Origin of the sequence: Streptomyces sp. NPDC093089, from assembly GCF_044754405.1 — a bacterium.
GTDB lineage: Bacteria > Actinomycetota > Actinomycetes > Streptomycetales > Streptomycetaceae > Streptomyces.
The window spans coordinates 73,343-95,296 of record NZ_JBIVPA010000018.1; the positions used below are offsets into that span (position 1 = coordinate 73,343).

The following is a 21,954-nucleotide window of genomic DNA, read 5'->3' on the forward strand; positions in this document are numbered from 1 at the left end:
CTCCGTTTCCAGGTCGCGGCCCCTCCACCGGTGGCCGCGACCACCCGCTCTACTCGCCACGGAAAGGCACCTACGCCATGGGCAGGCCCCGGGCAGGGCGAACACGAATCCTCGGATCGGCCTTCGGGCTCGTAGGCATCCTTCTGACCGTACTCCTCGGCTTCACTCTCGTACGAGCGGAGGACGGGACCGTGGCCGACTTCGGCAGCGTACCCACTTACACGGCTCCCTCCCGTACGCCCGCGGAACCCCTACCGCAGTCCCACCGGACGGAGAAGGCCGACGACGTCAGGTCCGGACGGGCCGGCGAGTCGGCGACCGAGCCGGCCGACCCCACGTCCCTCTCCATCCCCCGGCTGCGAGTGCGCGCACCCGTCGACCAGGTCGGGGTCGCGGAGGACGGCCAGGTCGTCGTGCCCGAGAATCCGGATCGTGTGGGCTGGTACCGCTTCTCGCCCCTGCCGGGAGCTGGAGCCGGATCCTCCGTGATCGTCGGTCATGTCGACGCCGCGGGAGGGGGACTGGGCGTGCTCGCCGCGCTCGGCGACATCAGGAAGGGCGATGAGGTTCTGGTCGGCAGGCGCGATGGGACCACGGCGACGTTCAGGGTCGCTGCGCGTCGCACCCTGGCCAAGGCGTCGCTCGGCGCGTCTGGCGTCTTCCGCCGCGGGGGAACTCCCGTACTCACGCTGGTCACCTGCGCAGGGCCCTATGTGAGGGGCGACGGCGGATACCAGAACAACCTTGTCGTCACCGCCGTGGAGGTGCCCCGGTGAGAGGACTGTGGGGTGGCGCCCAGGTCCTGGCCGCCAGTGTCGCGGCTGTGACCACCGAGTCCGAAGACAGCCTGGGCGAACGCCTCGTCACGGGTGACGAGGCGTCTCTCAGTGAGGTGTACCGCCGCTGGGGCCCGCTTGTGTACACCGTCGCCGTCCGCAAACTGGGGGATGCCGAGGAAGCCAAAGACGTGACACAGCAGGTCTTCGTCGGGGCGTGGGACAGCCGCAAGACCTTCGACCCTGTTCGTGGATCGCTCAAGACCTGGATCCTGGGGATCACACACAAAAAGATCGTCGACGCCCTTCGGCGCCGATCCCGTCACCTGAGAGACGTCGAAGCGGTGACTGCGGTGTCCGGCAGTGAGCCGGAGGTGACGGTTCCGATGACGGAGTCGCTACTCGAGTACGTCACTCTGATGGGGGAGATGGAGACTCTTCCGGAACAGCAGCAACTCGTACTGAGAATGGCCTTCTACGAAGACATGTCGCAGTCCCAGATCGCCGAACGGACCGGACTGCCTCTCGGCACGGTAAAAAGTTACACGCGCCGCGGACTGATGCGGCTGAAGAAGCGGTTGGAGGTGGACGGTGAAGCACACCGATGAAGAGACCCTCGTGATGCTGGCGCTCGGGGAATGCTCCGACACATCGGCCTCTCCTCACCTCCGTGGCTGCGCGGCATGCCGGCGCGAACTCGACACCCTGCGCGACGTCGTCGCCGCCGTACGAACGACCGTCCCCGAGGCGGAACTGCTCACCCCGCCTGGCACGGTGTGGGAGGCAGTCACCACGGAGCTGCGCCTGCCCCGTCCGACGCAGCCCCTGAACGGGGACGTGGCCCCGATCTCGGCGACCGAACGCCCCTCGGAGCAGCAACCGGGGAACCACCGCCGCGCACGCAGCTTCGCGGTCATCCTGGCCGCATGTGCCGCGCTCCTCGGTGCGGCCTCCGGCAGTGCGATGACCTGGTGGGTCACGAGACCAGTCGTGACCCAGGCCGAGGGATCCCCGACCGAGGGGAATCGACTCCAAACGCTGCGCGCCGGCTCGGCCGGCTACGCCCGGATGGAAGACCACAGTGGCCGCCGGACACTCGACATCACGGTCCGAGGACTGCCGGAGAGCAGCGGCTACTTCGAGGTCTGGCTCATGGACGCCACCCACACCAAGCTCGTCTCGATGGGAGTCCTCGGCCCCGACGGCCGTGCCACCCTTCCTGTCCCCGACAACATCGACCTGAACGAGTACTCCGTTGTGGACATCTCCCTCCAGGCTTTCAACGGAAAACCCGACCACTCCGGCAACAGTCTCGTCCGCGGAAGCTACGCCCTCTGATCCGTCCGAGCAGCTCGGCATTCTGCTCACTGCCCGCGGCAGCGTACGAAAGTCACCACGACCCTCGTGCGCTGACGTGGGCGGCACGTCCTGTTACGGCTGATTCTCCAGAGGCAGCCGCGAACCAGCGGTCATCAGGCCTCGGGCGATGAAGTCCAGGTCCACTTCGATGCGCCCAAGCAGGGGCAGGACCTGCCGAGCGCCACCGCACCCGGCCCGCGTCGAAGGCACGCGGCATGACGGCCTCAACGACGATCGATCGCCTGACATGGTGGTGGAAGGGTAAGGGCCGTTCCCGATCGGCAGGCGTCGGCCATGGCCCGCCTGTGGCGCTGCACTGCCGGGAAGGCGTTCCCAACCGATGATCGGTCGACCTGCCGTGAGAATCTTGCGTCCGTCATCGGGGTGACTCCCCGTAAGGAACGCGCCCGCATCCGCAGCGAGAAGACATTCGCCGGGGCGGACGTCCCCTCGCACCGGCGGCCCCTCGCACCGGCGGCCTGACCAACCCGTGACGCGGCAGGCGCGGAAACGTGTCTCTCAGCCTTCCCGAGGCTCGACTGCGCCAGCTGTCCGGGCGCCTGAATCCTCGCGTGCCGCGAGCAGGAACAGGACTGCAGCGGCCGCGGTGAAACCGAAACCGACGCCCATCCAGGCCATGACCGTCTCGAAGGAGGCGTCGGCGATCCGGGGGACGCCGTTGACGAGCATGAGGGCGTAGATGCAGAGGATGCCGTAGGCGTGAAGCCGCATCCCGGCCTGTCGCTTCCGCATCCACGGCGGTGTCCACCCCGCCAGCATCGCCACCGGTATCGGCAGCATGAGCGCCGTGGACACTGCCAGCGCTATCCAGTGGTACAGCGGATTGCCGTTCACCCCGCCCCCTTCGTAGGCGATCACGAGCCTACGGAGGGTTGGCGAGGCCCGTCCATACCGAACACCGCGAGCTTCCGGTGAACCTGTCCGGTCAGGGAACTAGCCAAGAAAGTGCTGCAGGAACCCGGTCATGCCGAACGACGCACCGGGCCCGTCGCCTTCTGCGGTCAGGGTGCATCCGACGGGCCGATGAATCCGGAACACCCCGTGCACGGGCTCACACGTCCTCCGGTTTCTCACGCCTGTGCGTCGTGTGCCGCGCCCAGCTCGGCGTTGAGGGCTCGTAGGAAGGAAGCGATCGTTGCCAACTGCTCCGAGGAGAACTGGCTGCGCGCGTTCTCGGTGGCTTGCGCGAGAGGACTGAAGTACTCACGGGCGAGCGCTCGGGCGTCAGGGTTGTAAACAAGCTGGACGACCCTGCGGTCCGTGGTGTCGCGGATGCGGCTGACATGTCCCGAGCGCTGGAGCCGGTCGAGACACGCGGTGATGGCTCCGGAGGTCAGGCCGAGTTCTTCCCGGAGGCGGGTGGGGGTCACCGGGCCGTCGGCGGAGGCGGAGGGATCCATGATCACGGCGAGGGCATGGATGTCCGTGCTGTGCAGTCCGTGCTGGTGGGCGAAGTCCAGTGTGGCCCGGTTCAGCTCGCGGTTCAGCGTGCGCAACAGGACAGCGTAGGCGAACAGGTCACTTGCCTGGTCGGTGGTGTCTGGTGAGCGTGACTGCATACGCCAATTGTAGTATCACTCAACCGTTGAGATAGTTTATGTTTGAGATACCTCACCCGCTCGTCCCGATAGGGAGTCGATGAACAGCGCTCGTCGACCAGTCCGCTGGCTGGTCCCCCTCGTCCTCGTGGTGGTCTGGCTCGGCCTGGGAGGAGCCTTCGGCTCCTACGCAGGCAAGCTCGGAGAGGTCTCCACCAACGACCAGGCCGCCTTCCTGCCCCAGAACGCCGAGTCCACGAAGGTGATCGCGCAGCAGAAGGCCTTCAACCAGCAGGAGACCCTGCCCGCGATCGTCGTCTGGACCGCCTCGGAAGGAGGCGACGTCTCGCCGGCCCAGCAGAAGGCGGCGACCGCCGCCTTGCAGTCGCTGAACGGCGCACGGGGCGTACAGGGCGCCGCCTCTCCCGCCTTCCCGTCGGAGGACGGCAAAGCCCTCCAAGGCGTCGTGCCGCTGTCACCGGACCTAGGTGAGGAACTCGGGGAAACCCTGGACGAGATCAGGGCCGCAGTCGATGAGGTACCGGACACCCGAGTCCAGCTCGCCGGACCCGCCGCGACCCAAGGAGACCTGGGAGATGCGTTCGCCGGCATCGACGGGATCCTGCTCGGCGTGGCCCTGGCCGCGGTGCTGCTCATCCTGCTGCTGGTCTACCGAAGCGTATTGCTCCCGTTCCTGATCATCATCAGCTCCGTCTTCGCCCTCGGAGTTGCCGGAGCCATCGTCTACGTACTGGCCGACCACGGCATCGTCCGCGTCGACGGCCAGGTCCAGGGCATCCTCTCCATCCTGGTGATCGGCGCGGCCACCGACTATGCCCTGCTGCTCACAGCCCGCTTCCGCGAGGAACTGGCAACCACCAGCGACCGCGCCGCAGCCGCCTGGGCCGCCACGCGTGGTTCGTTCGGAGCCATCACCGCCAGCGCCGCCACCGTCGCGCTCGGCCTGCTCGCCCTCCTGCTCAGCGACCTGACGAACAACAGGGCGCTCGGACCGGTCGGTGCGATCGGAGTCGTCTGCGCCGTCCTCACGACCCTCACCTTCCTTCCCGCGGTCCTTGCTCTGATGGGCAAGGCCGCCTTCTGGCCCGCCAAGCCGAAGTCGGCCGATGCCGAAACCGGAGGCCACGGGATCTGGCGCCGCGTCGCCCACTGGGTGGACACCCGCCCCCGGCAGCTGTGGATCATCACCACAGGCCTTCTGCTGATCGGTGCGGCGTTCTTCCCCGCTCTGCAGTCGAAGGGCGTGCCCCTCGACGAGCTGTTCGTCAACGATGCCCCGTCAGTCGCTGCGCAGCAGACCCTGGGCAAGCACTTCCCCGCCGGCTCCGGCCAGCCTGCGGTCATCATCGCCGACGCCGACAACCAGGCCGCAGTGCAGAAGGTCGCGGCGCAGACGCCTGGAGTGGTCGACGCCCGCGTGGTCACCAGCACTCCTGGCGGGAAGCCGCTGGTCGTCGACGGTCTGGTCCGCATCGACGCGACTCTGGCAGACGCCCCGGACAGCGATGCCGCCAAGGAGACCATCCAGAACCTCCGCGACCAGGTCCACGCCACGGACCCGAGCACACTCGTGGGCGGCTACACGGCTCAGCAGTACGACACCCAGCGCACCGCCGAGCACGACAAGAACCTCATCATTCCCGTCGTTCTGGCGATCATCCTCGTGATCCTGATCGTCCTCCTCCGCTCACTGCTCCTGCCCGTCCTGCTGGTCGCCACCGTGGGCCTGAACTACCTCGCCACCCTCGGCATCGCCGGACTCGTCTTCGAGTACGGTTTCGGCTTCTCCGGCACCGACGCCTCCGTCCCTCTGTACGGCTTCGTCTTCCTCGTCGCCCTGGGAGTCGACTACAACATCTTCCTCATGTCCCGTGTGCGCGAGGAAACGCTGCGACTGGGAACCCGTCAGGGCATGCTCCGCGGGCTCATCGCGACCGGCGGCGTGATCACGTCGGCGGGAGTCGTCCTGGCCGCCACCTTCGCGGCGCTCATCGTCATCCCCCTCGCCTTCCTGGCACAGATCGCCTTCATCGTCGCCTTCGGTGTTCTCCTCGACACCATCATCGTGCGCTCGCTCCTCGTACCCGCCCTCGTCAGGGACATCGGGCCGGCGGTCTGGTGGCCCAGCCGACTCGACCGTGAAGCGGAAACCGAGCCCCTGAATCCGACCGCTCCCGACGCCAAGGCGACCGGCCGGATCGGCGGCTGAGACGGACACAGGACTCCGTGGCAGCCGACCATGCCGCCACGGAGTCCTCCACGGTCATCGACGCCGATGGCTCTGCCGGGGTTTTGGGCGCGGTAACCGCGTCTGTACGTCCTATGTCCTGCCCCGTAGCCCGACGCATTGCTTCGATGTCACCGGAATGTCGCTGGCTACGAACGCCGTACGTTTGCGGTCTCGAAGAATGAAACCCAAAATGATCAGCGTTCTCGTAGTCAGCGATGAGTCGCTGCAGAGGCTTGCCCTGCGCACTCTCATCGCCGGCGATGCCGCTATGACGGTGATAGGTGAAGTGGCCGATGCCGCTGAAGCCGTGGAGGCGGGCAGCGCCCTGCGGCCCGACGTCATCCTCCTGGATCGCAGATTCGCCAACGGGGACAACCTTCGCGTCATCGGCAACCTAGTCGATCCTGCGCGCGCGCCATTCGGACCGGCATCGTCGCGCCACCTCGACGCTCCTCGCCGCGTACTCGTCATGAACGTAACGGAGTCGGACGGGTACGCTCTGGCTGCCCTTCGCTCCGGCGTGCGGGGACTGGTACCGGCAAGCACTCCCACTTCTCGTCTGCTCGCCGCCATAAGGACGGTGGCAGCAGGCGGCGCAGTACTCCCACCGCAGTGCACGCGGATCCTGATGGAAACGGTTCGCCAGCACCAGTACATGCCCCTTGCCTCGCCGAACGAAGGGATAAGCCTGCTCACTGTGCGAGAACGGGAAGTGCTTACTGCTGTCGCATCAGGATGGTCGAACTCTGATATCGCCGACTGGTTCGGGATATCTACATCGACCGTTAAATCTCACGTGGGTAAAATCCTTAGAAAGATCGGACTGCGTGCGCGTGTCGAGGCTGTTTCCTTCGCGTACGAATGCGGCCTTCTGCGGTCTTCGTGAAAATTATTTCTTGTCTATCGACTCCCGCGACCACCGATCATCGCCATCGCGGGACCACTGAACTTGAATGGGCGATGTCGGAGTCATTGCCCGGATGGGGTCGCGCCGTCGTGGACCCTTCGGAGGAGATCCACCGCATGGTAGGGATGGCGGCGTGATCACGAACCCGCCGCCCTTGGCTGCCATGCTCCACCGTCTGCCCCTGCCCGGGTACCGGGGGCCGCTTCTTCTGGCCGTGGCGCTGGCCGTCGTCGCGGCGCCGGACCGTTATGCACGCCAGGTCGTGGTGTTCGGCACGGTGCTCACCGGTTTGTTCGCGGCGGTGCCGCTCATGGTGGTGCTCGCATGGGGCCTGGTGAGGCTGGCCGCGTCACCCGGTGCGCGCAGCCGCACACGGCGGCTGCGCGCACCGGGCAACAGTGCGCTGCTGGGCTGCTTGCTGGCGTCGGGTGCCATTGCGCTCGGCTACAGCGTGCCCGGTGAGGACCTCGGGATGCTCGCAATGGGTTTCGCGGTGCTCTGGCTACTGCCGTTCGTCTGGTTCGCCTGGCAGATGGTGAGTACCGCGGAGCCGGCCGAGAAGGCAGGAACGGGGCGGCTGCGTGGCCTCTGGCGCTGGACAGCAGCCCTGCTGCTGGTCGGCACCACGGCGCTGCTGATCAACCACGACCTTCCCCGCGAGGCGCGATTCGCGATCGCCCGGCCCGCACTCACCTCCTTTGCGGAGCAGGCCCTCACCACGGGCGCGGTGGACCCTCACCGGACGTGGATCGGCGGCTACCCGGTCCAGGACGCCGAACTGGCAGACGGCGGCGTAAAGTTCGCCATCGGAAGGTCCGGCCTTTTCGCCCGCCACGGCTACGCCTACTTCCCGCAGGACGGCCCGACGCAGCACAGTGACGAGTACGTCCAGGTCGGCGGCCCCTGGTACAGCTGGTCGGGGCCCGATCACTTCTGAGCATGCCGGGTCACGGCGGCGGATCACCTTCAGGTATTGGACTCGACAGGGCGATGCGGGTCAGCCGTCCGCGATCAGGCCGGTGTCGGCGAGGCAGCCGTCGACGAGGTGCGGGTGGTACTGGATCTGCTTGAGCTTGCGCTTGACGGCCTGGGTGAACCGGGCGAGCTGCGCGGCGGCCAGGTTGCCGATGTTGCGCTTGGCCGGCGACCAGATGCTCTCCTGCGGGTTGAGGTCCGGCGCGTAAGTGGGCAGTGGGAAGACGGTCAGCCAGTCGCCGGCGCCACCGCTCCACCGACCGCTCGCTGACCCGCAGCGCGCCAGCGGTCTCCCGGTTCTTCTGCCCGCCCTCGAAGCCTTCCACGGCCTGCAGTCGGATCCACGGTTGGTTCGCTCGTTGGGCCGCCGACGGTGCCTTCGGTCGCCTCCTGGAGGTGACCCAGGGACGGGCGGAAGCGGACTGGCTGGTCGCGGTCGGTTCCGCGGCCGTTCGTGTCCACCGGTACGGGGCTGCAAGTGCTCGGATCGATGCGGCCTTGGGTGCGCCTGCGGTGGACGGAAAGGAAGAATCCGCTTTGTCCGCCAGGGTGGGGTCGGCCTCAGGCCCTCCTGGTGGCAGCTGGCAACCCTGCGAGAGGACGTTGCGCATGCTCGCCCAAGTGGTCTCGCACGGCGAGCGATCGTGAGATGGCAGGACGTCAGGGCCGTTGGTGATCCGCTCCGGTCGCTGTCTCTGTGCCCGCCGCCCCGACGCGGATCGGGATGCCGAAGTGGACGGGTAGGCCGGGGGAGTACAGCACGCTCGCGGGTGGGGAGTCGGCGACGGGGAGTCCGGTGGCTGCGCCGATGAGTTCGTCCTCCAGGGACAGCAGGTCGACCTGCTGGAAACGCCACGGTTCATGGTGGAGGGGCCAGTAGTACGTCCGTCCCCACGCCTCAGCGTGAAGACCCCATCGGGCAGTGAGGAAGTCGTCCAAGGGGCTCGGGTGTCGCTCTTCCTCCTCCACGGTGCCCCACACGCGGGAGCGGCCCCCGGCCGGCCCCCTGCGCCGCACTGTGTAGAGGAGGCGGTCGCCGAAACGCAGCCGCCGTGCCGAAGCCCATCGGTAGGGCAGCCCGAAGGCTCCGCGCGCTGCCAGGGTGGGCAGGAGCCGGGCGCAGTCCAGGCTCAGGAACACCACCCCTCGGCGCCCGGTGGCGTCGACGCTGTAGAGCCGCACGTTGATCTCCGGAAAGTGCCCGATGACAGGCAGGGCGGGCCCCATGGCGAAGGAAAGGTCCCGCATCTCGAAGTAGACCAGTCCCACGAACGTCCGGCCGTCGATCACGTCGGGGCGCGTCCCGGGTGGGAAGAGGTCGGCCACTGCCTGCGGCCGCACTTCCCAGTGAACGAAAAGCAGATCGCTCCAGACCTGCCGGAACGAGCTTCGTCCCTCATCCGGGGGAGGGGTTCGTGTCACGGGTCCTGGTGGGGTGAACCCGGCCGAACGGGGGCCTCGTCGTCCTTCGATTCGTCGGTACGGGGTCGGCATGTGCCCTCCCAGCCGTCGCCCGGGCTTGCGCCTGAGGTTGGCGGACGCGTCACCACCCGAAGGTCCTTGAATTGCCGAATCCGGACAAGTCGCATCGGTGGTGCGTCGAAACGCGGTACGGTCGGGCTTCGACGGTGGCCCAGTCGTGGTCGCGCTTCGTCCGGCCCTGCCCTGCAGGCAGCCCCCGGTCCCACGCTCTCCGATGAATCGTGATTCCTCGGCCCGCTTCGCCCCCTGACGCCGTGGAGCACCGGGCACGGACCGCTCGGCCGGGAGCGCGGTCAGGGTGTGCATCCTTGATGCGGGCGAGTGGGACGAACATAGAGGTGGAGTTACGGGGCGGGCAGCCGTGCCACGCGCTCAGGTCCCGCGTCGAGACCGTCCTCGCCCAGCGCCTGGGAGTGGTGCGGGGCCGGGAGCGTCATCCGGCTCGGTGTCGTACGGAGGGACCAGCAGCTGCGACGGCAGGCGCTGCCTCGTAGGCTGCCGCCATGACCGAGATCCAGATGCAGCCCCCGACGCCTCGCGACGCCTTCGATCTGCTCATAGCCGGTAACCAGCGCTTCGTCGCCGGTAGCCCTGAGCACCCGAATCAGGACGCCACTCGTCGCACCGAGACCGCTCCGTCGCAGCGGCCCTTCGCCGTACTGTTCGGATGCTCCGACTCCCGGCTGGCCGCCGAGATCATCTTCGACCGCGGCCTGGGCGACTTGTTCGTGGTCCGCACCGCCGGGCACGTCGCCGGCACCGAGGTCCTGGGCTCCATCGAGTTCGGGGTGAGCGTCCTGAACGCTCCGCTCGTCGTCGTCCTGGGCCACGACTCGTGCGGCGCCGTCGCGGCGGCCTGCTCGGCCCTGGAGAGCGGGCAGACACCGGGTGGCTTCGTCCGCGACGTCGTCGAGCGGGTCACCCCGAGCGTGCTCGCCGCCCGCGCCGCCGGACGCGAAAAGCCGGAGGAGATCCTGGCCGAGCACATCGAGCACACCGTAGACCTGCTGCTGGAACGCTCCCGCGTCCTGGCCGAGGCGCTGGCCGCCGGCCGAACCGCCGTGGTCGGGCTGTCCTACCGTCTGGCCGATGGAAGCGCGCAACTCGTGGCCACCCGCGGCCTCGACACAGCGGTCCAGACCGTGTCGTGATGGTCCCAGCTGGGCCGGTTCACGCGGAGCGGTGGGCCGAGCCGTTCGGCGGAGCGGGTTGGTGATCACGAGCCCCAGCCCTCCTCCGCCGACGGCGACGTGATGATGAAGCCGCACTTCTGCTGGTCAGGCGTACGCAGGAACCCGGAGAGCCCGTCGGTTCAGGCGTCCATTGCATCGGCCGGCGCGACCAGGGCGAGAGGCGGCAACGTTGGTTGTGCGTATGCCCGACAGCCCTGTCGCACCACTGTCGGCCTTCTGCGGTGGTGTCACGATCCGTCCGCGCACCGGTTCGGCTCGGTTTGCCCCATCATGGCGAGCCAAGTCCGGACCGAGCTCGGCGGGCTGTCGACTTCGTGATCGATCCGCGGCTTCACCGCAGCTGAGGCAGCCGGGTGTATGGCCAGTAGGTTCGGCGACTGTCTGCGGCCTGCGGTACTCGTTCCGGACGAGGCGGGCTCCCGGCCCCTGGCTCGCGTGGAGGCCAACCCGGTCTTCCGAGCCAGCGATGCGCGGCTCGTCTCGTCAGCCGTGTCACCTCGGCATTCTCGCTCTCGCGGAGGCGGTTCTCCCCGGGACGCCCCGGGAGGAGCGCCGCGCCGAGTACGCCGAGCAGACAGACGCCGGCCGCGACGCCGCAGGCGACGTGGAAGCCCCACATGAAGCTGTCTTGGACGGCGTCCAGCAGCTGTTGTTGTCCGGCAGGGGCGGCACGAGTGAGAGACAGGGCGGCGGCGACGGACTCCTGTCCGGCCTGCAGGACGGGACCGGGGAGGGGTCTGAATGCCGTGTTCGGCAGGTGACCGGCGTACAACGGGGTGAAGATGCTGCCGAGGACGGCGACGCCGAGTGTTCCGCCGGTTTCGCGTGTGGCGTCGTCGACTGCTGATCCGATGCCTGCGTTCGCAGGTGGCAGGGCGCCGGGGATCGACTCGGTGGCCGGCGCCGTGGTCATTCCGAGGCCAAGGCCCATCAGGATCATCTGCCCGACGATCACGCCATAAGGCATGAAGGCCGGTGAGACGGCGATCCAGCCGAACGAGCCCGCGAGGAGCGTCAGCCCTGTCATGACCGTGGAGCGTGTGCCGATGCGCACCGCCAGGGCTGCTCCGCCGACCGAGCCGGTGGCGATGCCGAGCGCCCGGCAGCGAGGAATCCGGCGACCCGCGCCGGGCTGCCCCAGCCGCTCTCAGGTCCTTCGATGATCGTGCAGACGAGCAGGGCGATGGCTGCCGTGGACAGTACGAGTCCTGGGATGTCGATGTGTGCCTGGTCGGGATTGCTGGACTCGGGAACGAAGAGCCATGCGGCGGTGAGGGCGAGGACGGGCACGGGGACGAGCGCGAAGAAGACCGACGGCCGGGAGAAGTGCGCGAGGAGAATGCCACCGACCACAGCCCCACGGCCACCCCGAGGCCTGTCACGGCTCCCCAGACGCCGATCGCCTTCGCCCGCACCGAGCCGGGCTGGTTCCAGACCGCCTTCTCCGTCACGGGTGCGCACGCCCCGCCCTTGCCGAAGGCCTCTGCGACCGCTCCGCACGCCTTTCTCCTGCTCACGCAGTGCCTCGATGATCTGACCGAGGCGGGGGCGGTACCGGCCGACAGGCGTCATGGCTCCGAGTGCGCAGCCTGGTCGGCGGTCCACGGACTGAGTCACCTGCTCATCGGCGGCCCCCTCCAAGAGCTGTCCGAACAAGAAGTCCAACTGGCCTTGGAAGTAACGCTTTCGGTGATCAGTCGTGGTCTCTGACGAGCGGCCCGCTGTCACCATCACGGTGTTTCGTCCGTTCCTTTCCTTGCCCGGGAGGCCGGTACCAGGTGTCCGCCCGTCTGCCGGTTCCGGGCGAGTCTTCCGGCGTGTCCGGAGCCGGCCGTGCTCAGATTCAGCGGGACACCAAACGGCACAGGGAGAGGTTTCGCGTATGTCCGAGGGCACCATGAGGGCGATGGCGTACGAGACCTACGGCGGGGCGGAAGTGCTCCGCGAGACCTGGCTGCCGCTGCCGAAAGTCGCCCCTGGCGAGGTTCTCGTCAAGGTCCGATGTGCCGGTGTCAACCCGGTCGATTGGAAGATCATGGCAGGCGGGCTCGACAGCCTGATGGATGTCGTTCACCCGGTGGTGCCTGGTTGGGACGTGAGCGGCACCGTGGAGCGGGTCGGCATCGACGTGCCCGAGTTCGCAGTCGGCGACGAGGTGATGGCCTATGCCCGTAAGGACTACGTGCACGGCGGTACCTTCGCCGAGTACGTCAGCGTGCCGGTACGTGCTCTTGCCGCCAAGCCGGCCTCGTTGGACTGGGCGCAGGCAGCAGGACTGCCGCTGGCCGGCCTGACCGCCTACCAGCTCCTCACGCGCCTGGGGACGACCGCCGACGACACCGTTCTTGTGCACGGCGCGGCCGGTGGCGTCGGATCCCTCGGTGTCCAGCTGGCCAGGGCGCGGGGAGCGAGGGTCATCGGCACGGCCTCCCCGCGAAACCACGACCGCCTGCGCGGGTTCGGCTGCGAACCCGTCACCTACGGGGACGGACTGACCGAACGCGTTCGCGCCCTGGCTCCAGACGGGGTCACGGTTGTCGCCGACTTCGTGGGCGGGGTTCTGGAGACCACCGTGGCCGTTCTGGCCGAGGGAGGTCGGCATGCTTCCGTCGCCGACCACGCCGTGCTCGGTGCGGGTGGACAGTGGATCTGGGTCCGCCCGAACAGCGAGGACCTGGCGGCGTTGGGCAGGCTCGCGGACGAGGGTCAGCTCACGGTCGACGTTGCCGCAAAGTTCCCGCTCTCCGAACTCGCAGCGGCCTTCGCCCTCAACCAGGAGGGCCACACCCCAGGGAAGATCGTCATCGAAGTCTGAACACGGACCGAGAGCCCCACTCCGGTCCGTCGAGGCGAGGGGTCTGTCCGGGACGCGCGGCCGGCGCCCGCGCCATCTTCAGCGGGCGGAGCCCCAAGAGGTGTTCTCCGCTCAGCGGATCGTCGGTCTGATGGTGGGGTGGAAGGAGATCTGCCCGCCTGGCTGTCTTGCCGGGGGCTCGGGCTTGCTGCTTGTGCGGTTGCCGGGCTTGGGCTGGTTGCTCGTGCGGTTGCCGGACTGGCGCCGTCTTTCCGGGAGGGACACCCGCATGCCGTTGTGCGGTAGGGAACGCCATTGCATTCTGTGAAACCTTCAGTCGCATCCTGTGACAGTGTGTGACGGCGCCCCTGAGCCAGGGTGTTCTCAGGGGCGCCGTACGAAAGAGTCACGCATCTCGGGGTGAGCGGCGGTAATGAGGTCGCGCGGCTGGATCGTCGCCCGCTCTCATGTCGCCTTGCTTGCGCTAGCGACCGTTCGCGCCGTGACAGGAACCCCACCGAGTTCGGCCCGCTCCTTGAGTCGAGGCGCTGTATGGGTCGACGGGGTGCGGTGCTCGGCTGGGTCCGTGGGACTCTGCGGCGATGTCTGCGCGACGCCGTCTCGTTCCGCCTGCCGAGCCGTCGCCGTTCCCGAAGCGGGCGAGCCGGCCTTCAACTGCGGAGTCAGGCGAATGCGGCGGACCAGGTGGCCGGCCCGACGACGCCGTCTACGGTCAGAGCTTTGCGCGACTGGAAGCTGCGGCAGGCCGCGTCGGAGCCTGGTCCGTACTGGCCGTCCACGGTGAGGGAGTAGCCGTGTGCGCTGTTCATGCGGAATTGCCAGGTCGCTACGCTCGCGTGCACGAAGCTCGGGGGCTGGCGGAAGCTGACCCCGGGGTAGGGCAGGGGGCCGCCCCCGGGATTGACCGCACCACTGACGACGTGGGCGTACAGGTTGCCCGGGCAGCCGGTCGAATGGTGGTCGCGATGGCCCGTGATGGCCGGCGCGGCGCCACCCGACACGCGGAGGCGGGTGATGCCGTACCGGATGGCGTCGATCAGCTCCGGTGTGATCACGTCGTAGTCGGTGCTGGTCCCACCTGTGAGCGCACAGACCGCGTACCAGTCGTCGTTGCCCTGTGTGGTGCCCTGGGCCGCGGTGCGCACCTTCTCGCCGCGCCCCTCGAAGAGGGAGCCGTGGACGCAGGCCAGATGGCTGTAGGCGATGTCGGACCAGCCGTTCGCGTCCATGTGGTAGTTCTGGATGGCCCGCACCTGGGCCGCGCAGTCGGTGTGGTCGGCCTCCGCCACCTTGACGGCGTCGACGTGGTGGACGACCACGCCGCCTTGTGCCGGGGTGATGTTGCCGCTGATCTCCAGTGGCGCTCGGGCGCCCCACTGCGCGCGGGTGACGAACGTGGCCATCAGCTCCTGCCCCCTCGGTCCATGGCGCATCCGACGGCTGCGTTCAGCGGCTCGGCGTGCGCGCCACGGGCGGCTGCGGAGCTGTACACCGCGGTGCTCTGGCGCGGGTGGGTCGCGAAGGAGTTCTTGTCGCTCTTCGTCGGGGGGACGGAAGCCTGGGCGGCTCCGGCGCCGATGGCGGGCAGTGCGAGTGCGCTGCCGACTGCCGCGAGGAGTGCGGCGCGGCGCGAGGGTCCTCTGGTCAACGGTCCTCCTGCTGGAGTGAGTGATCGTGATGGTTCGGGGCGCGGGGTGTTCGCTGGGGGAATGCGTGATGCTCCGGCGCCCGCCCGCCGTCGAACGGTGTGTCCGACGGCGAGCCGGCATGCTGTGCCGGCTGGACAGGCCGTCTGCCTGGTACACGTGCACCAGGCAGACGGGGAGGCGGTCAGCAGCCGCCGCAGTTGTAGAAGGTCACGTCCCAGTGGTTGCCCTCGTCGGCATAGATGTTGCCGGCGCCGGACTGCCACTGCGGGGCCCCGTCACCGCGAAGGCCGATGTAGGTGAAGTTGTTCTGGATGTAGGTGGCCAGGCACTTGGCTTTGCCGAAGTCGAGCTTGTAGCCGTTCCAGTGGGAGTACGTGCCGCTCGCGTGCCCGGTCTCGGTGCCGCCGGTGATGTTGAGGGCGCAGGCGCTCGCGCTCTTGAGGGTCTGGGCGCCCTGGGCGGTGGCGAGGTTGAGCTGCTCGAAGGACGTACAGGTGGGGTCGTACCGGTCGGAACAGTTTCCGGACGACGACCAGGTGATCCCGGAGGCGGTGAACATCGACGTGGCGGTGGAGTGGCTGATCTTGGTGACGGCGTGGGCGTCGGTGGCGGTGGACAGGGCGCCGAAGCCGGGGGCGAACAGCGCGCCGGTGACGAGTGCCAGTGCGGTCATGACGGACCGGATCCTCATGCTGCGTCTCCTGGGTGAGAGGTGGGTGGAACGGCCCTTCGGCGCGGATGCCGCACAGGAAGGGCAGATCTGGGGCCTGGCGAACCCGGCCATGGGGCGGCACTGCCTGGCGTCCTCGGTGCCGTACGCGGAGGGCGTGGACGCGGGCGGGTGGGGAGGGCGGGAGAGAGGGTCCCGTGCCCGGGGTCAGGGCGTGGGGCGTTCGTCTCCGTCGTCCGCGTACACGCGCGGAACGCGCGTGCCGATCCGGGTGACGATGTCGTACACGATGGTGCCGGCCGCCTCCGCCCAGTCCTGGGCCGTCGGTTCGCCCCGGCTGCCCTGCCCGAACAGGACGGCTTGCGTGCCCGGCTCCGGTTCGTCGCTGCCGAGGTCGACCATGAACTGGTCCATGGCGACCTGTCCGGCCACCCGGCGGACGTCGTCCCCGACGAGGACGGGCCCGCGCCCCGAGGCGTGCCGGGGTGCCGATCTCGGGGCTCGGCGAGAGTCCGTACAGGGAGATACCCGTCCGGACCAGGTCGAAGTGGGTCTCGGGGAGGGTGAGGGTCGCCGGCGAGTTGGCGATGTGCCGGACCTCGGGCTCGACCCCTGCCTTCTCCGCGTGCTCGACCATCGAGCGGAAGACGTCCACTTGCGTGGCGCTCAGCGGATGGCCGGGTACGTCCGCGCAGGCCAGGTGCGACCAGAGGCCCGTGACCTCGACCAGGCCGTCCTCCTGCGCCTCCAGTGCCGCGCCGACGAGCCGGGGCCAGTCGGCGGGCGGGCAGCCGCTGCTGCCCAGCCCCGTGTCCGCCTTGAGCTGGATGCGGGCGGTCTTCCCGGTGGTCCGGGCGGCCGCGCGCACCTCGTCGAGGGCCCACAGGGCGCTCACCGACATGTCGAGTCCGGCCTCGATGCCCCGGTCCCACGGATCGCCGGGGGCCCACAGCCAGCACAGGACCGGCACCCCGGTGATGCCGGCGGCCCGCAGCGCGAGTGCCTCGTGGGGCGTGGCCGTGCCCAACCAGGAGGCGCCCGCGGCGAGCGCCGCTCGGGCACAGCGGACGGCGCCGTGACCGTAGCCGTCGGCTTTGACCACTGCCATCAGCTGGACGTGGGGGGGCGACGCGGGCGCGCAGCGCTCGGACGTCGTGCCGCAGCGCGCCGAGGTCGATCTCCGCGCTGGCTCGGCGGGGCGATGAGGTTTCCGTCGTCACTGGCCTTTTCCTTCGAGGAACGTCCTGTCCGGACATGCCGAGCGCGTGCCGGCGAGGGGACGGTCGGTATGCGCCGGGCATGTCGGGGGTGGGGAGTAGGCGGAGCGATCGCTTCCCGGCGGTCGCCCAGTGATCAGGAGGTGCAGCCGGAGGACGGAAGGGTCCACGGTGACGGCGGGGTGAGACCGTCGTACAGGGCGATCAGCAGCTGCTGGGGGCAGACGGATGCGCCCTGCCGGAAGACGCCGAAGTGGAGGTGGGGGCCGGTGGAGTTGCCGGTGTTGCCGGTGTGGGCGACCAGCTGACCGGCGGTCACCCTGGTCCCGTCAGCCACGCTGCGGCTGTCGAGGTGGCAGTACTGGTAACTGACGCCGTCGTCGCCGTCGATCGCCACGCCCAGACCGCAGGAGTCGTCGAGTCCGCCGTTGAGGCGGGCGGTGCCGGAGGTGATGGCGTAGGCGGGGGTTCCCGTCTCGACCGCCATGTCGCTGGCCGGGTAGTCGTGATGGGGCCACAGGAGGCTTTCGCGGCCGTCGAAGACGGCCGTGCGGGGGATGACGAAGGCGTAGGTGCCCAGGGGGCCGGATCCGGGAGGTGAGCCGAGCAGGTGCTGCCAGGTCGTGGCGCCCACGGTCGTTCCACCGGTGAGCTGGTGCTGCGTCTTGTAGTCCTGGACGGCGTTGCTCGTCAGGTCCCCGAAGACGCCGTCGGCAGCGATGGCGTATCCGTGCTTGCGGAGTTGGAACTGCAGGGCGCGTACGGCGTTCGCCTGGGTGGAGCCGGGAGCCACGGAGACCACCAGCCTGCTCCAGGTGGCCGGCCCGACGATCCCGTCGGCCGCGAGCCCCTGGCTCTGCTGGTAGGAGATCACGGCGCTTCTGGTCTGCGCGTCGAACTCGGCGTTGGCCGTGACGCTTCCTCCCTGCTGACGCAGGAGGAACTGCAGGCTGGCGACGTCGTTTCCGATGGCCCCCTTCTGCAGCAGGGGCCAGTTCGGAAGGGCCGCGTGGGCCGGTACCGCGGACAGCAACCCGAGGAGCAGCACCGAGATGAGCGCGGTGACCACTGCTCGCGTGCCTCGGGGACGGGCGCTGCGCGTGGCGGAGACGGCGGGTGCTGAGACCATGGACGGTCCTCTCTGCTCGTACGGTTGCCGACCCCGGTGACCTCGGGGGAGAAGGGTTCCCCAGGAGGACGGAACAACGTGGCTGCTCGTCGGGAGCATGGCCGGCAGGCGTACGGTAAGAACCGGACCGACTGTCTTGAAATGGACGGGATGTCGATCCGTCCGCAGGGTGCTTGGACTGTTTAACCCTGTGTGGGAATGGTGTTCTTGTATCTCTGCTGATGGGGGAGGGGTGTTCCCACGGCGCGTGCCGTCAGCGCCAGCCAGAGGTCGACCCGGTCCTCGGCCCGGTCCTGCTGCCGCCCCGTCAGTCTGGCCACCTTCTCGATGCGGTTCTGGACGGTGTGTCGGTGCAGGCCGAGCAGGGAGGAGGTCTCGGCCCAGGAGCCGTTCGTCTCGAGCCAGACCCGAAGGGTCTCGATGAGCTCCCCGCCGGGGTCGGCCGCGTCGAGGGGTGCCAGTACCGTGTCGGCGAACGCCGCCAGCGTCGCGGGACTTCCGAGACTGAGCAGGAGCCTGACGGAACCGGCTTCGGACGCGCTGACGGGACGCCCCAGCTCGGCACTGGAGGACAGGAGGGCGATCGCCTGGCGCATGGAAAGGCCCGCGTGCTGGGGGGCGACCGCCGGACCGATCCCCGCCGGTCGGCCCGGTGCGAAGCGGCGCAGCACGGCCGATGTGTCCAGATCCTCCGAGACGACCATCTCGACCCTGCCGCCGGTCACGCGGGCCAGCCCTCCCGGCACCGCCAGGGCGAGGTCCGCCGCGAGTTCGACCGGCTCGCCGGCGGCGAGCACCGCCACGGCCCGGATGGTCGAGGAGGGAACGCCGGCGGTCTGCAGCAAGCCCCGGGCCTGCTCTGCGGTGATGTCGCTCTGGAAGAGCCGGGCGAGGAGGGTCGCCCGACGACGGCGTTGTGGCTCGTCCGCCAAATGGCGCCGCTCCAGTTCGACCGAGAGCAAGGACACCAGGACACTGATGAGCAAGCGCGCTTCCTGCGAGTCCGCGTTCAGCAGGATGAGGAAGCCGCGCAGCCTCGTGGTGCCCAGAGGCTGCACCACCAGCCTTCCGCACGGCAGGTCGGCGCCACCGCTTCCCCGGAGGCCGTGGAGGGCGACGGTCTCGATCACCGGGGCGGCGTCGGTCAGGAGCCCTTGTCCGTCGGTCCCGGCCGAGCCGAGCAGGCGGCCTGAGGCATCGCAGACGGCGACGCCCGAGTGCACCGCCTGGAACCAGGACGAGAGCAGCCCCGTCAGTCCGTCGTTGGAGGCCGCCGCGGAGGACAGGCGACGTTGGGTGCGAAGGGTCTTCTCCAGCAGGCGTCGTTCCTCGGCCGCGCGGGCCGCGAACACGGCTTTGGTGATGGAGGCGAAGGCGACGCTCGGCGGCGCTGCGAGCACGGGCATGCCGGCCTGCTCCGCATGGTGACTCAAGGCGGGCGGCACCGTCTGCAGGGGAAGGCCGGGACCCACTCCCACGATGAGGGCGGCTGCCTTGCCGGCACTGAGCTCTTCGACGTACGCGGTGTAGTCGCTCTCGTCGGCCGACAGCAACAGGCCGCTGGTCATCACCACTTCGGAGCCCTCGAGCCAGGAGGCGGGACGGGTGTTCTCGGTGGCGTGCGCTGCCTCGATGACCCGGCCGAGGCCCGTACTCCCGGCCACCAGGGTGAGCCGAAGGGAAGGGATGGCCAACAGGTCGCGAACGGTGAGGGGCATGGGACGCATGGTCCACGAAGCGGTCCCGCCTGTCGACCGTATGTCCAGGGCCGATTCGAAGATCGTCCGTGACGACGCATCACGCCCACCCGGCAGGGGCTGTTCCCGCGGGACTTCCTGAGGCAGTGGGCAGGTGGACGGGACGCGGACGGCGGCGCTGCCGGGGGCCGGGGCCGCGGAGTGCCCGGTGAGAGCCAGGCGTCACCGACCGCCCCGGCCCCAGGGACGGTCGGTGCTGATCGGCGATGTCAGTGCGAGGGGCGTGACGGTTTGCCTTGACGCTGGACGCGGTCCACGGCTGCCACCGCGTACCAGCAACCTGCCGGGGCTTCGGCATCGCGGTAGGTGGTTCGTCCTCCCCCGGGGATCACCGCGATGGGGGTGGCGCGTCCGGCCTGGGGACGGTGGCCGGGATCGGTCGGGAAGCGGTACACCGCGTAACGGAAGGGGCTGTGCTCGCTGCCCGGCGCGCCTGCGCGGATGCGGAGGACGGCGGTGCCGGTGGAGGGTTCCCGCTGGACCTCCACGACGGGCCTGAGGGGGCCGGGCCGCGTGTCCAAGCGGGTCGGGAGCGGGCCCAGGACGGGTTCCCGCCAGTGGGCCCGACGCATGGCGGCGAAGTCCGCCACGCGATCCGCGCGGACGTCCTTGGCGCTGAAGAACAGGTCGCCACCGATTTCGGGAAGAGTCGCGTTCAGCGTCAGGTGGCGTGTGAGCTCCTTGCCGTCCTGCCAGGGCGCCGGCTGGCCGGCCGCGCCGGACTTGTAGACCGCCTGCCCGATCCACAGCCCGGTGTCCGTGCCCCTGACCACCTCGGCCCACCACGGCGCGAGGACGGCGTAGTCGGCCACCGGCAGCCCGATGTGCCAGTACACCTGGGGCGCTACGTAGTCGAGCCAACCCTGCCGCACCCAACCTCGGGTGTCCGCGTGCAGGCCGTCGTAGGACTGGAAGGCGGCGGTTCGCGACCCGAGGGGATCCGTGGTGGCATTGCGCCAGACGCCGAAGGGGCTGATGCCGAAGAGCGCGTTCGGCCTGATCGCGCGTACGGCGTCCCGCATCTCACGGACCATGAGGTCCACATTGGCGCGGCGCCAGGCGGCCTTGTCCGGGTAGCCCGCCCCGTGGGCCCGGAACGTCTCCTCGTCGGGGAAGTCCGAACCCGCTATCGGATACGGGTAGAAGTAGTCGTCGAAGTGGACGCCGTCGATGTCGTACCGCCGGACGGCGTCGAGCATGGCTTCCTGGCAGAAGCGCCGGGCGTCCGGCACGCCGGGGTCGTAGTAGAGCTTGCCGCCGTAGGAACGGGTCCACTCCGGATGCGTGCGGGCCGGATGCCGGGGATCCAGTGTGGACGGATCGGCCTGCATGGAGACCCGGTAGGGGTTGAACCACGCGTGGAATGCGAGGCCCCGCTGGTGTGCCGTCTCGATCATGAATGCCAGCGGGTCGTATCCCGGGTCCTGTCCCTGGGTACCGGTGAGCCACTGCGACCAGGGTTCGAGGGGCGAGGGCCAGAAGGCGTCGGCCGTCGGCCGGATCTGCACGAACAGGGCGTTGAACCCCAGGGCGAGGGCGTCGTCCGCCAGCCTCACGAACTCCGCGCGTTGTGCGGCGGGGTCCAGGCCGGTGCGTGACGGCCAGTCGATGTTGACCACGGACGCGATCCAAACCCCGCGCATCTGCCGCCTGATGGGAGGTCCGGAGGGCGCGGTGGCATGAGCTGCCGCAGGGGGGAGCGCCGCAGTGCAGCCGGCCGCCGCGAGGGCTGCGAGCACCGCTCGGCGGTCGAGGGCAGGACGGAGCGATGAACCGGTTGAGTCTTTCGATGACACGGTTGCCTCCGCGGGGCAAGGGACTTCGGCCGGTGAGAGAGGGACAGTGCTGCTTCGGGTGCCGTGGGCGTCCAGGAGGTGAGGCGAAGGGGGCGCAGCCATCCGCGACAAGTAACAGGTGTAAGCCTGGATCCCTGAAGGCTCCATATGTATCGTCTGTTTCGGCCTTCAAGGACGTCACGGCACGGTCGCGCGTTCCTTGTCGGCCACACGGTCCGCGTTGTCGCCTCCAGCAGTCGCATGCCGGGCCGGCGTGACGGTCGCTGCGCACAGCCCATGCTCCGCCCGATGGTCGTGAGTCGGTAACGACCCGATGTCCACTGCACCGAAGGGAGCTTGGACATTCCGTCGATCGTCCGCCCATCGGCCGGATACCTACCGTGTCGCCCCGGCCCCACTCCACGAGCCGCCCGTCAGCT

21 protein-coding genes and 1 pseudogene are annotated in these 21,954 nt (G+C 69.1%); 9 read left to right on the forward strand and 13 right to left on the reverse strand.

Annotation, left to right across the window (positions count from 1 at the left end):
• Positions 1-191 precede the first annotated feature (191 nt).
• From ACIQFX_RS33765 to ACIQFX_RS33775, 3 genes are read left to right on the forward strand one after another with little or no spacing between them, the layout of a single operon-like run.
• Positions 192-776 carry a class F sortase gene (locus ACIQFX_RS33765; RefSeq protein ID WP_402471164.1) on the forward strand — a complete coding sequence of 195 codons (585 nt, stop codon included), beginning with the start codon at positions 192-194 and terminating at the stop codon, positions 774-776.
• Between the two features lie 47 nt (positions 777-823).
• Positions 824-1,384 (forward strand): RNA polymerase sigma factor, encoded by a 561-nt coding sequence (locus ACIQFX_RS33770; RefSeq protein ID WP_402471167.1) that lies wholly within the window; start codon positions 824-826, stop codon positions 1,382-1,384.
• Positions 1,368-2,114: an anti-sigma factor gene (locus ACIQFX_RS33775; RefSeq protein ID WP_402471170.1), complete on the forward strand. Its 747-nt coding sequence runs from the start codon at positions 1,368-1,370 to the stop codon at positions 2,112-2,114. Before ACIQFX_RS33770 ends, ACIQFX_RS33775 begins: the two co-directional genes overlap by 17 nt.
• A 540-nt stretch (positions 2,115-2,654) precedes the next feature.
• Here ACIQFX_RS33775 and ACIQFX_RS33780 read toward each other — a convergent pair.
• Complete coding sequence (locus tag ACIQFX_RS33780; RefSeq protein ID WP_402471172.1) at positions 2,655-3,014, reverse strand: hypothetical protein; 360 nt, start codon at positions 3,012-3,014, stop codon at positions 2,655-2,657.
• A 212-nt stretch (positions 3,015-3,226) separates the two neighbouring features.
• On the reverse strand, positions 3,227-3,715 hold the full coding sequence (locus tag ACIQFX_RS33785) for a MarR family winged helix-turn-helix transcriptional regulator (protein ID WP_402471174.1): 489 nt from the start codon (positions 3,713-3,715) through the stop codon (positions 3,227-3,229).
• Positions 3,716-3,794: 79 nt separating this feature from the next.
• Here ACIQFX_RS33785 and ACIQFX_RS33790 point away from each other — a divergent pair, with 79 nt between their 5' ends.
• From ACIQFX_RS33790 to ACIQFX_RS33800, 3 genes are all read left to right on the forward strand, one after another.
• Positions 3,795-5,924, forward strand: a complete 2,130-nt coding sequence (locus ACIQFX_RS33790) for an MMPL family transporter (RefSeq protein ID WP_402471176.1) — start codon at positions 3,795-3,797, stop codon at positions 5,922-5,924.
• A 211-nt stretch (positions 5,925-6,135) separates the two neighbouring features.
• On the forward strand, positions 6,136-6,831 hold the full coding sequence (locus ACIQFX_RS33795; protein ID WP_402471179.1) for a LuxR C-terminal-related transcriptional regulator: 696 nt from the start codon (positions 6,136-6,138) through the stop codon (positions 6,829-6,831).
• 154 nt (positions 6,832-6,985) lie between these two features.
• Complete coding sequence (locus ACIQFX_RS33800; protein ID WP_402471181.1) at positions 6,986-7,789, forward strand: hypothetical protein; 804 nt, start codon at positions 6,986-6,988, stop codon at positions 7,787-7,789.
• 10 nt (positions 7,790-7,799) lie between these two features.
• Here ACIQFX_RS33800 and ACIQFX_RS33805 read toward each other — a convergent pair whose 3' ends face one another.
• Together ACIQFX_RS33805 and ACIQFX_RS33810 are read right to left on the reverse strand one after the other, a co-directional pair.
• Positions 7,800-8,438: a helix-turn-helix domain-containing protein gene (locus tag ACIQFX_RS33805; RefSeq protein WP_402471182.1), complete on the reverse strand. Its 639-nt coding sequence runs from the start codon at positions 8,436-8,438 to the stop codon at positions 7,800-7,802.
• A gap of 49 nt (positions 8,439-8,487) precedes the next feature.
• Positions 8,488-9,321: a YqjF family protein gene (locus ACIQFX_RS33810; protein ID WP_402471184.1), complete on the reverse strand. Its 834-nt coding sequence runs from the start codon at positions 9,319-9,321 to the stop codon at positions 8,488-8,490.
• Between the two features lie 491 nt (positions 9,322-9,812).
• Between ACIQFX_RS33810 and ACIQFX_RS33815 the strand changes: the two genes are divergently transcribed.
• Positions 9,813-10,460, forward strand: coding sequence for a carbonic anhydrase (locus tag ACIQFX_RS33815; RefSeq protein ID WP_402471185.1), 648 nt, complete (start codon positions 9,813-9,815; stop codon positions 10,458-10,460).
• Between the two features lie 373 nt (positions 10,461-10,833).
• Here ACIQFX_RS33815 and ACIQFX_RS33820 read toward each other — a convergent pair whose 3' ends face one another.
• Complete coding sequence (locus tag ACIQFX_RS33820) at positions 10,834-11,529, reverse strand: hypothetical protein (RefSeq protein ID WP_402471186.1); 696 nt, start codon at positions 11,527-11,529, stop codon at positions 10,834-10,836.
• Complete coding sequence (locus ACIQFX_RS33825; protein ID WP_402471331.1) at positions 11,526-11,855, reverse strand: hypothetical protein; 330 nt, start codon at positions 11,853-11,855, stop codon at positions 11,526-11,528. Before ACIQFX_RS33825 ends, ACIQFX_RS33820 begins: the two co-directional genes overlap by 4 nt.
• Here ACIQFX_RS33825 and ACIQFX_RS33830 point away from each other — a divergent pair.
• Together ACIQFX_RS33830 and ACIQFX_RS33835 are read left to right on the forward strand one after the other, a co-directional pair.
• Complete coding sequence (locus tag ACIQFX_RS33830) at positions 11,829-12,212, forward strand: TetR-like C-terminal domain-containing protein (RefSeq protein WP_402471188.1); 384 nt, start codon at positions 11,829-11,831, stop codon at positions 12,210-12,212. The genes ACIQFX_RS33825 and ACIQFX_RS33830 overlap by 27 nt on opposite strands.
• 187 nt (positions 12,213-12,399) lie before the next feature.
• Entirely contained in the window at positions 12,400-13,317 is a 918-nt protein-coding gene (locus tag ACIQFX_RS33835; RefSeq protein ID WP_402471318.1) for an NADP-dependent oxidoreductase, read from the forward strand.
• Between the two features lie 662 nt (positions 13,318-13,979).
• Here ACIQFX_RS33835 and ACIQFX_RS33840 read toward each other — a convergent pair.
• The 7 genes and pseudogenes from ACIQFX_RS33840 to ACIQFX_RS33870 form a co-directional block, all read right to left on the reverse strand.
• Positions 13,980-14,720, reverse strand: a complete 741-nt coding sequence (locus ACIQFX_RS33840; protein ID WP_402471190.1) for an N-acetylmuramoyl-L-alanine amidase — start codon at positions 14,718-14,720, stop codon at positions 13,980-13,982.
• The gene (locus tag ACIQFX_RS33845; RefSeq protein WP_402471193.1) at positions 14,720-14,965 is read right to left on the reverse strand and encodes a hypothetical protein; all 246 of its coding nucleotides are present in this window, start codon (positions 14,963-14,965) and stop codon (positions 14,720-14,722) included. Before ACIQFX_RS33845 ends, ACIQFX_RS33840 begins: the two co-directional genes overlap by 1 nt.
• Positions 14,966-15,147: 182 nt before the next feature.
• Complete coding sequence (locus ACIQFX_RS33850; RefSeq protein WP_402471194.1) at positions 15,148-15,657, reverse strand: hypothetical protein; 510 nt, start codon at positions 15,655-15,657, stop codon at positions 15,148-15,150.
• A gap of 186 nt (positions 15,658-15,843) precedes the next feature.
• Positions 15,844-16,892: pseudogene (locus ACIQFX_RS33855) on the reverse strand (alanine racemase).
• Positions 16,893-16,989: 97 nt separating this feature from the next.
• Positions 16,990-17,982 carry a peptidoglycan-binding protein gene (locus ACIQFX_RS33860; protein ID WP_402471197.1) on the reverse strand — a complete coding sequence of 331 codons (993 nt, stop codon included), beginning with the start codon at positions 17,980-17,982 and terminating at the stop codon, positions 16,990-16,992.
• A 182-nt stretch (positions 17,983-18,164) separates the two neighbouring features.
• Entirely contained in the window at positions 18,165-19,700 is a 1,536-nt protein-coding gene (locus tag ACIQFX_RS33865; RefSeq protein WP_402471199.1) for a PucR family transcriptional regulator, read from the reverse strand.
• Positions 19,701-19,948: 248 nt separating this feature from the next.
• Entirely contained in the window at positions 19,949-21,358 is a 1,410-nt protein-coding gene (locus ACIQFX_RS33870) for a glycoside hydrolase family 10 protein (RefSeq protein ID WP_402471201.1), read from the reverse strand.
• Positions 21,359-21,954 lie beyond the last annotated feature (596 nt).

Bases quoted from the DNA above. Each gene is read 5' to 3' on its own strand.
- ACIQFX_RS33785 (WP_402471174.1), bottom strand. From the start codon at position 3,715: ATGCAGTCACGCTCACCAGACACCACCGACCAGGCAAGTGACCTGTTC.
- ACIQFX_RS33790 (WP_402471176.1), top strand. From the start codon at position 3,795: ATGAACAGCGCTCGTCGACCAGTCCGCTGGCTGGTCCCCCTCGTCCTC.
- ACIQFX_RS33795 (WP_402471179.1), top strand. From the start codon at position 6,136: ATGATCAGCGTTCTCGTAGTCAGCGATGAGTCGCTGCAGAGGCTTGCC.
- ACIQFX_RS33805 (WP_402471182.1), bottom strand. From the start codon at position 8,438: ATGCGCAACGTCCTCTCGCAGGGTTGCCAGCTGCCACCAGGAGGGCCT.
- ACIQFX_RS33810 (WP_402471184.1), bottom strand. From the start codon at position 9,321: ATGCCGACCCCGTACCGACGAATCGAAGGACGACGAGGCCCCCGTTCG.
- ACIQFX_RS33815 (WP_402471185.1), top strand. From the start codon at position 9,813: ATGACCGAGATCCAGATGCAGCCCCCGACGCCTCGCGACGCCTTCGAT.
- ACIQFX_RS33820 (WP_402471186.1), bottom strand. From the start codon at position 11,529: ATGACAGGGCTGACGCTCCTCGCGGGCTCGTTCGGCTGGATCGCCGTC.
- ACIQFX_RS33835 (WP_402471318.1), top strand. From the start codon at position 12,400: ATGAGGGCGATGGCGTACGAGACCTACGGCGGGGCGGAAGTGCTCCGC.
- ACIQFX_RS33840 (WP_402471190.1), bottom strand. From the start codon at position 14,720: ATGGCCACGTTCGTCACCCGCGCGCAGTGGGGCGCCCGAGCGCCACTG.
- ACIQFX_RS33850 (WP_402471194.1), bottom strand. From the start codon at position 15,657: ATGAGGATCCGGTCCGTCATGACCGCACTGGCACTCGTCACCGGCGCG.
- ACIQFX_RS33860 (WP_402471197.1), bottom strand. From the start codon at position 17,982: ATGGTCTCAGCACCCGCCGTCTCCGCCACGCGCAGCGCCCGTCCCCGA.
- ACIQFX_RS33865 (WP_402471199.1), bottom strand. From the start codon at position 19,700: ATGCCCCTCACCGTTCGCGACCTGTTGGCCATCCCTTCCCTTCGGCTC.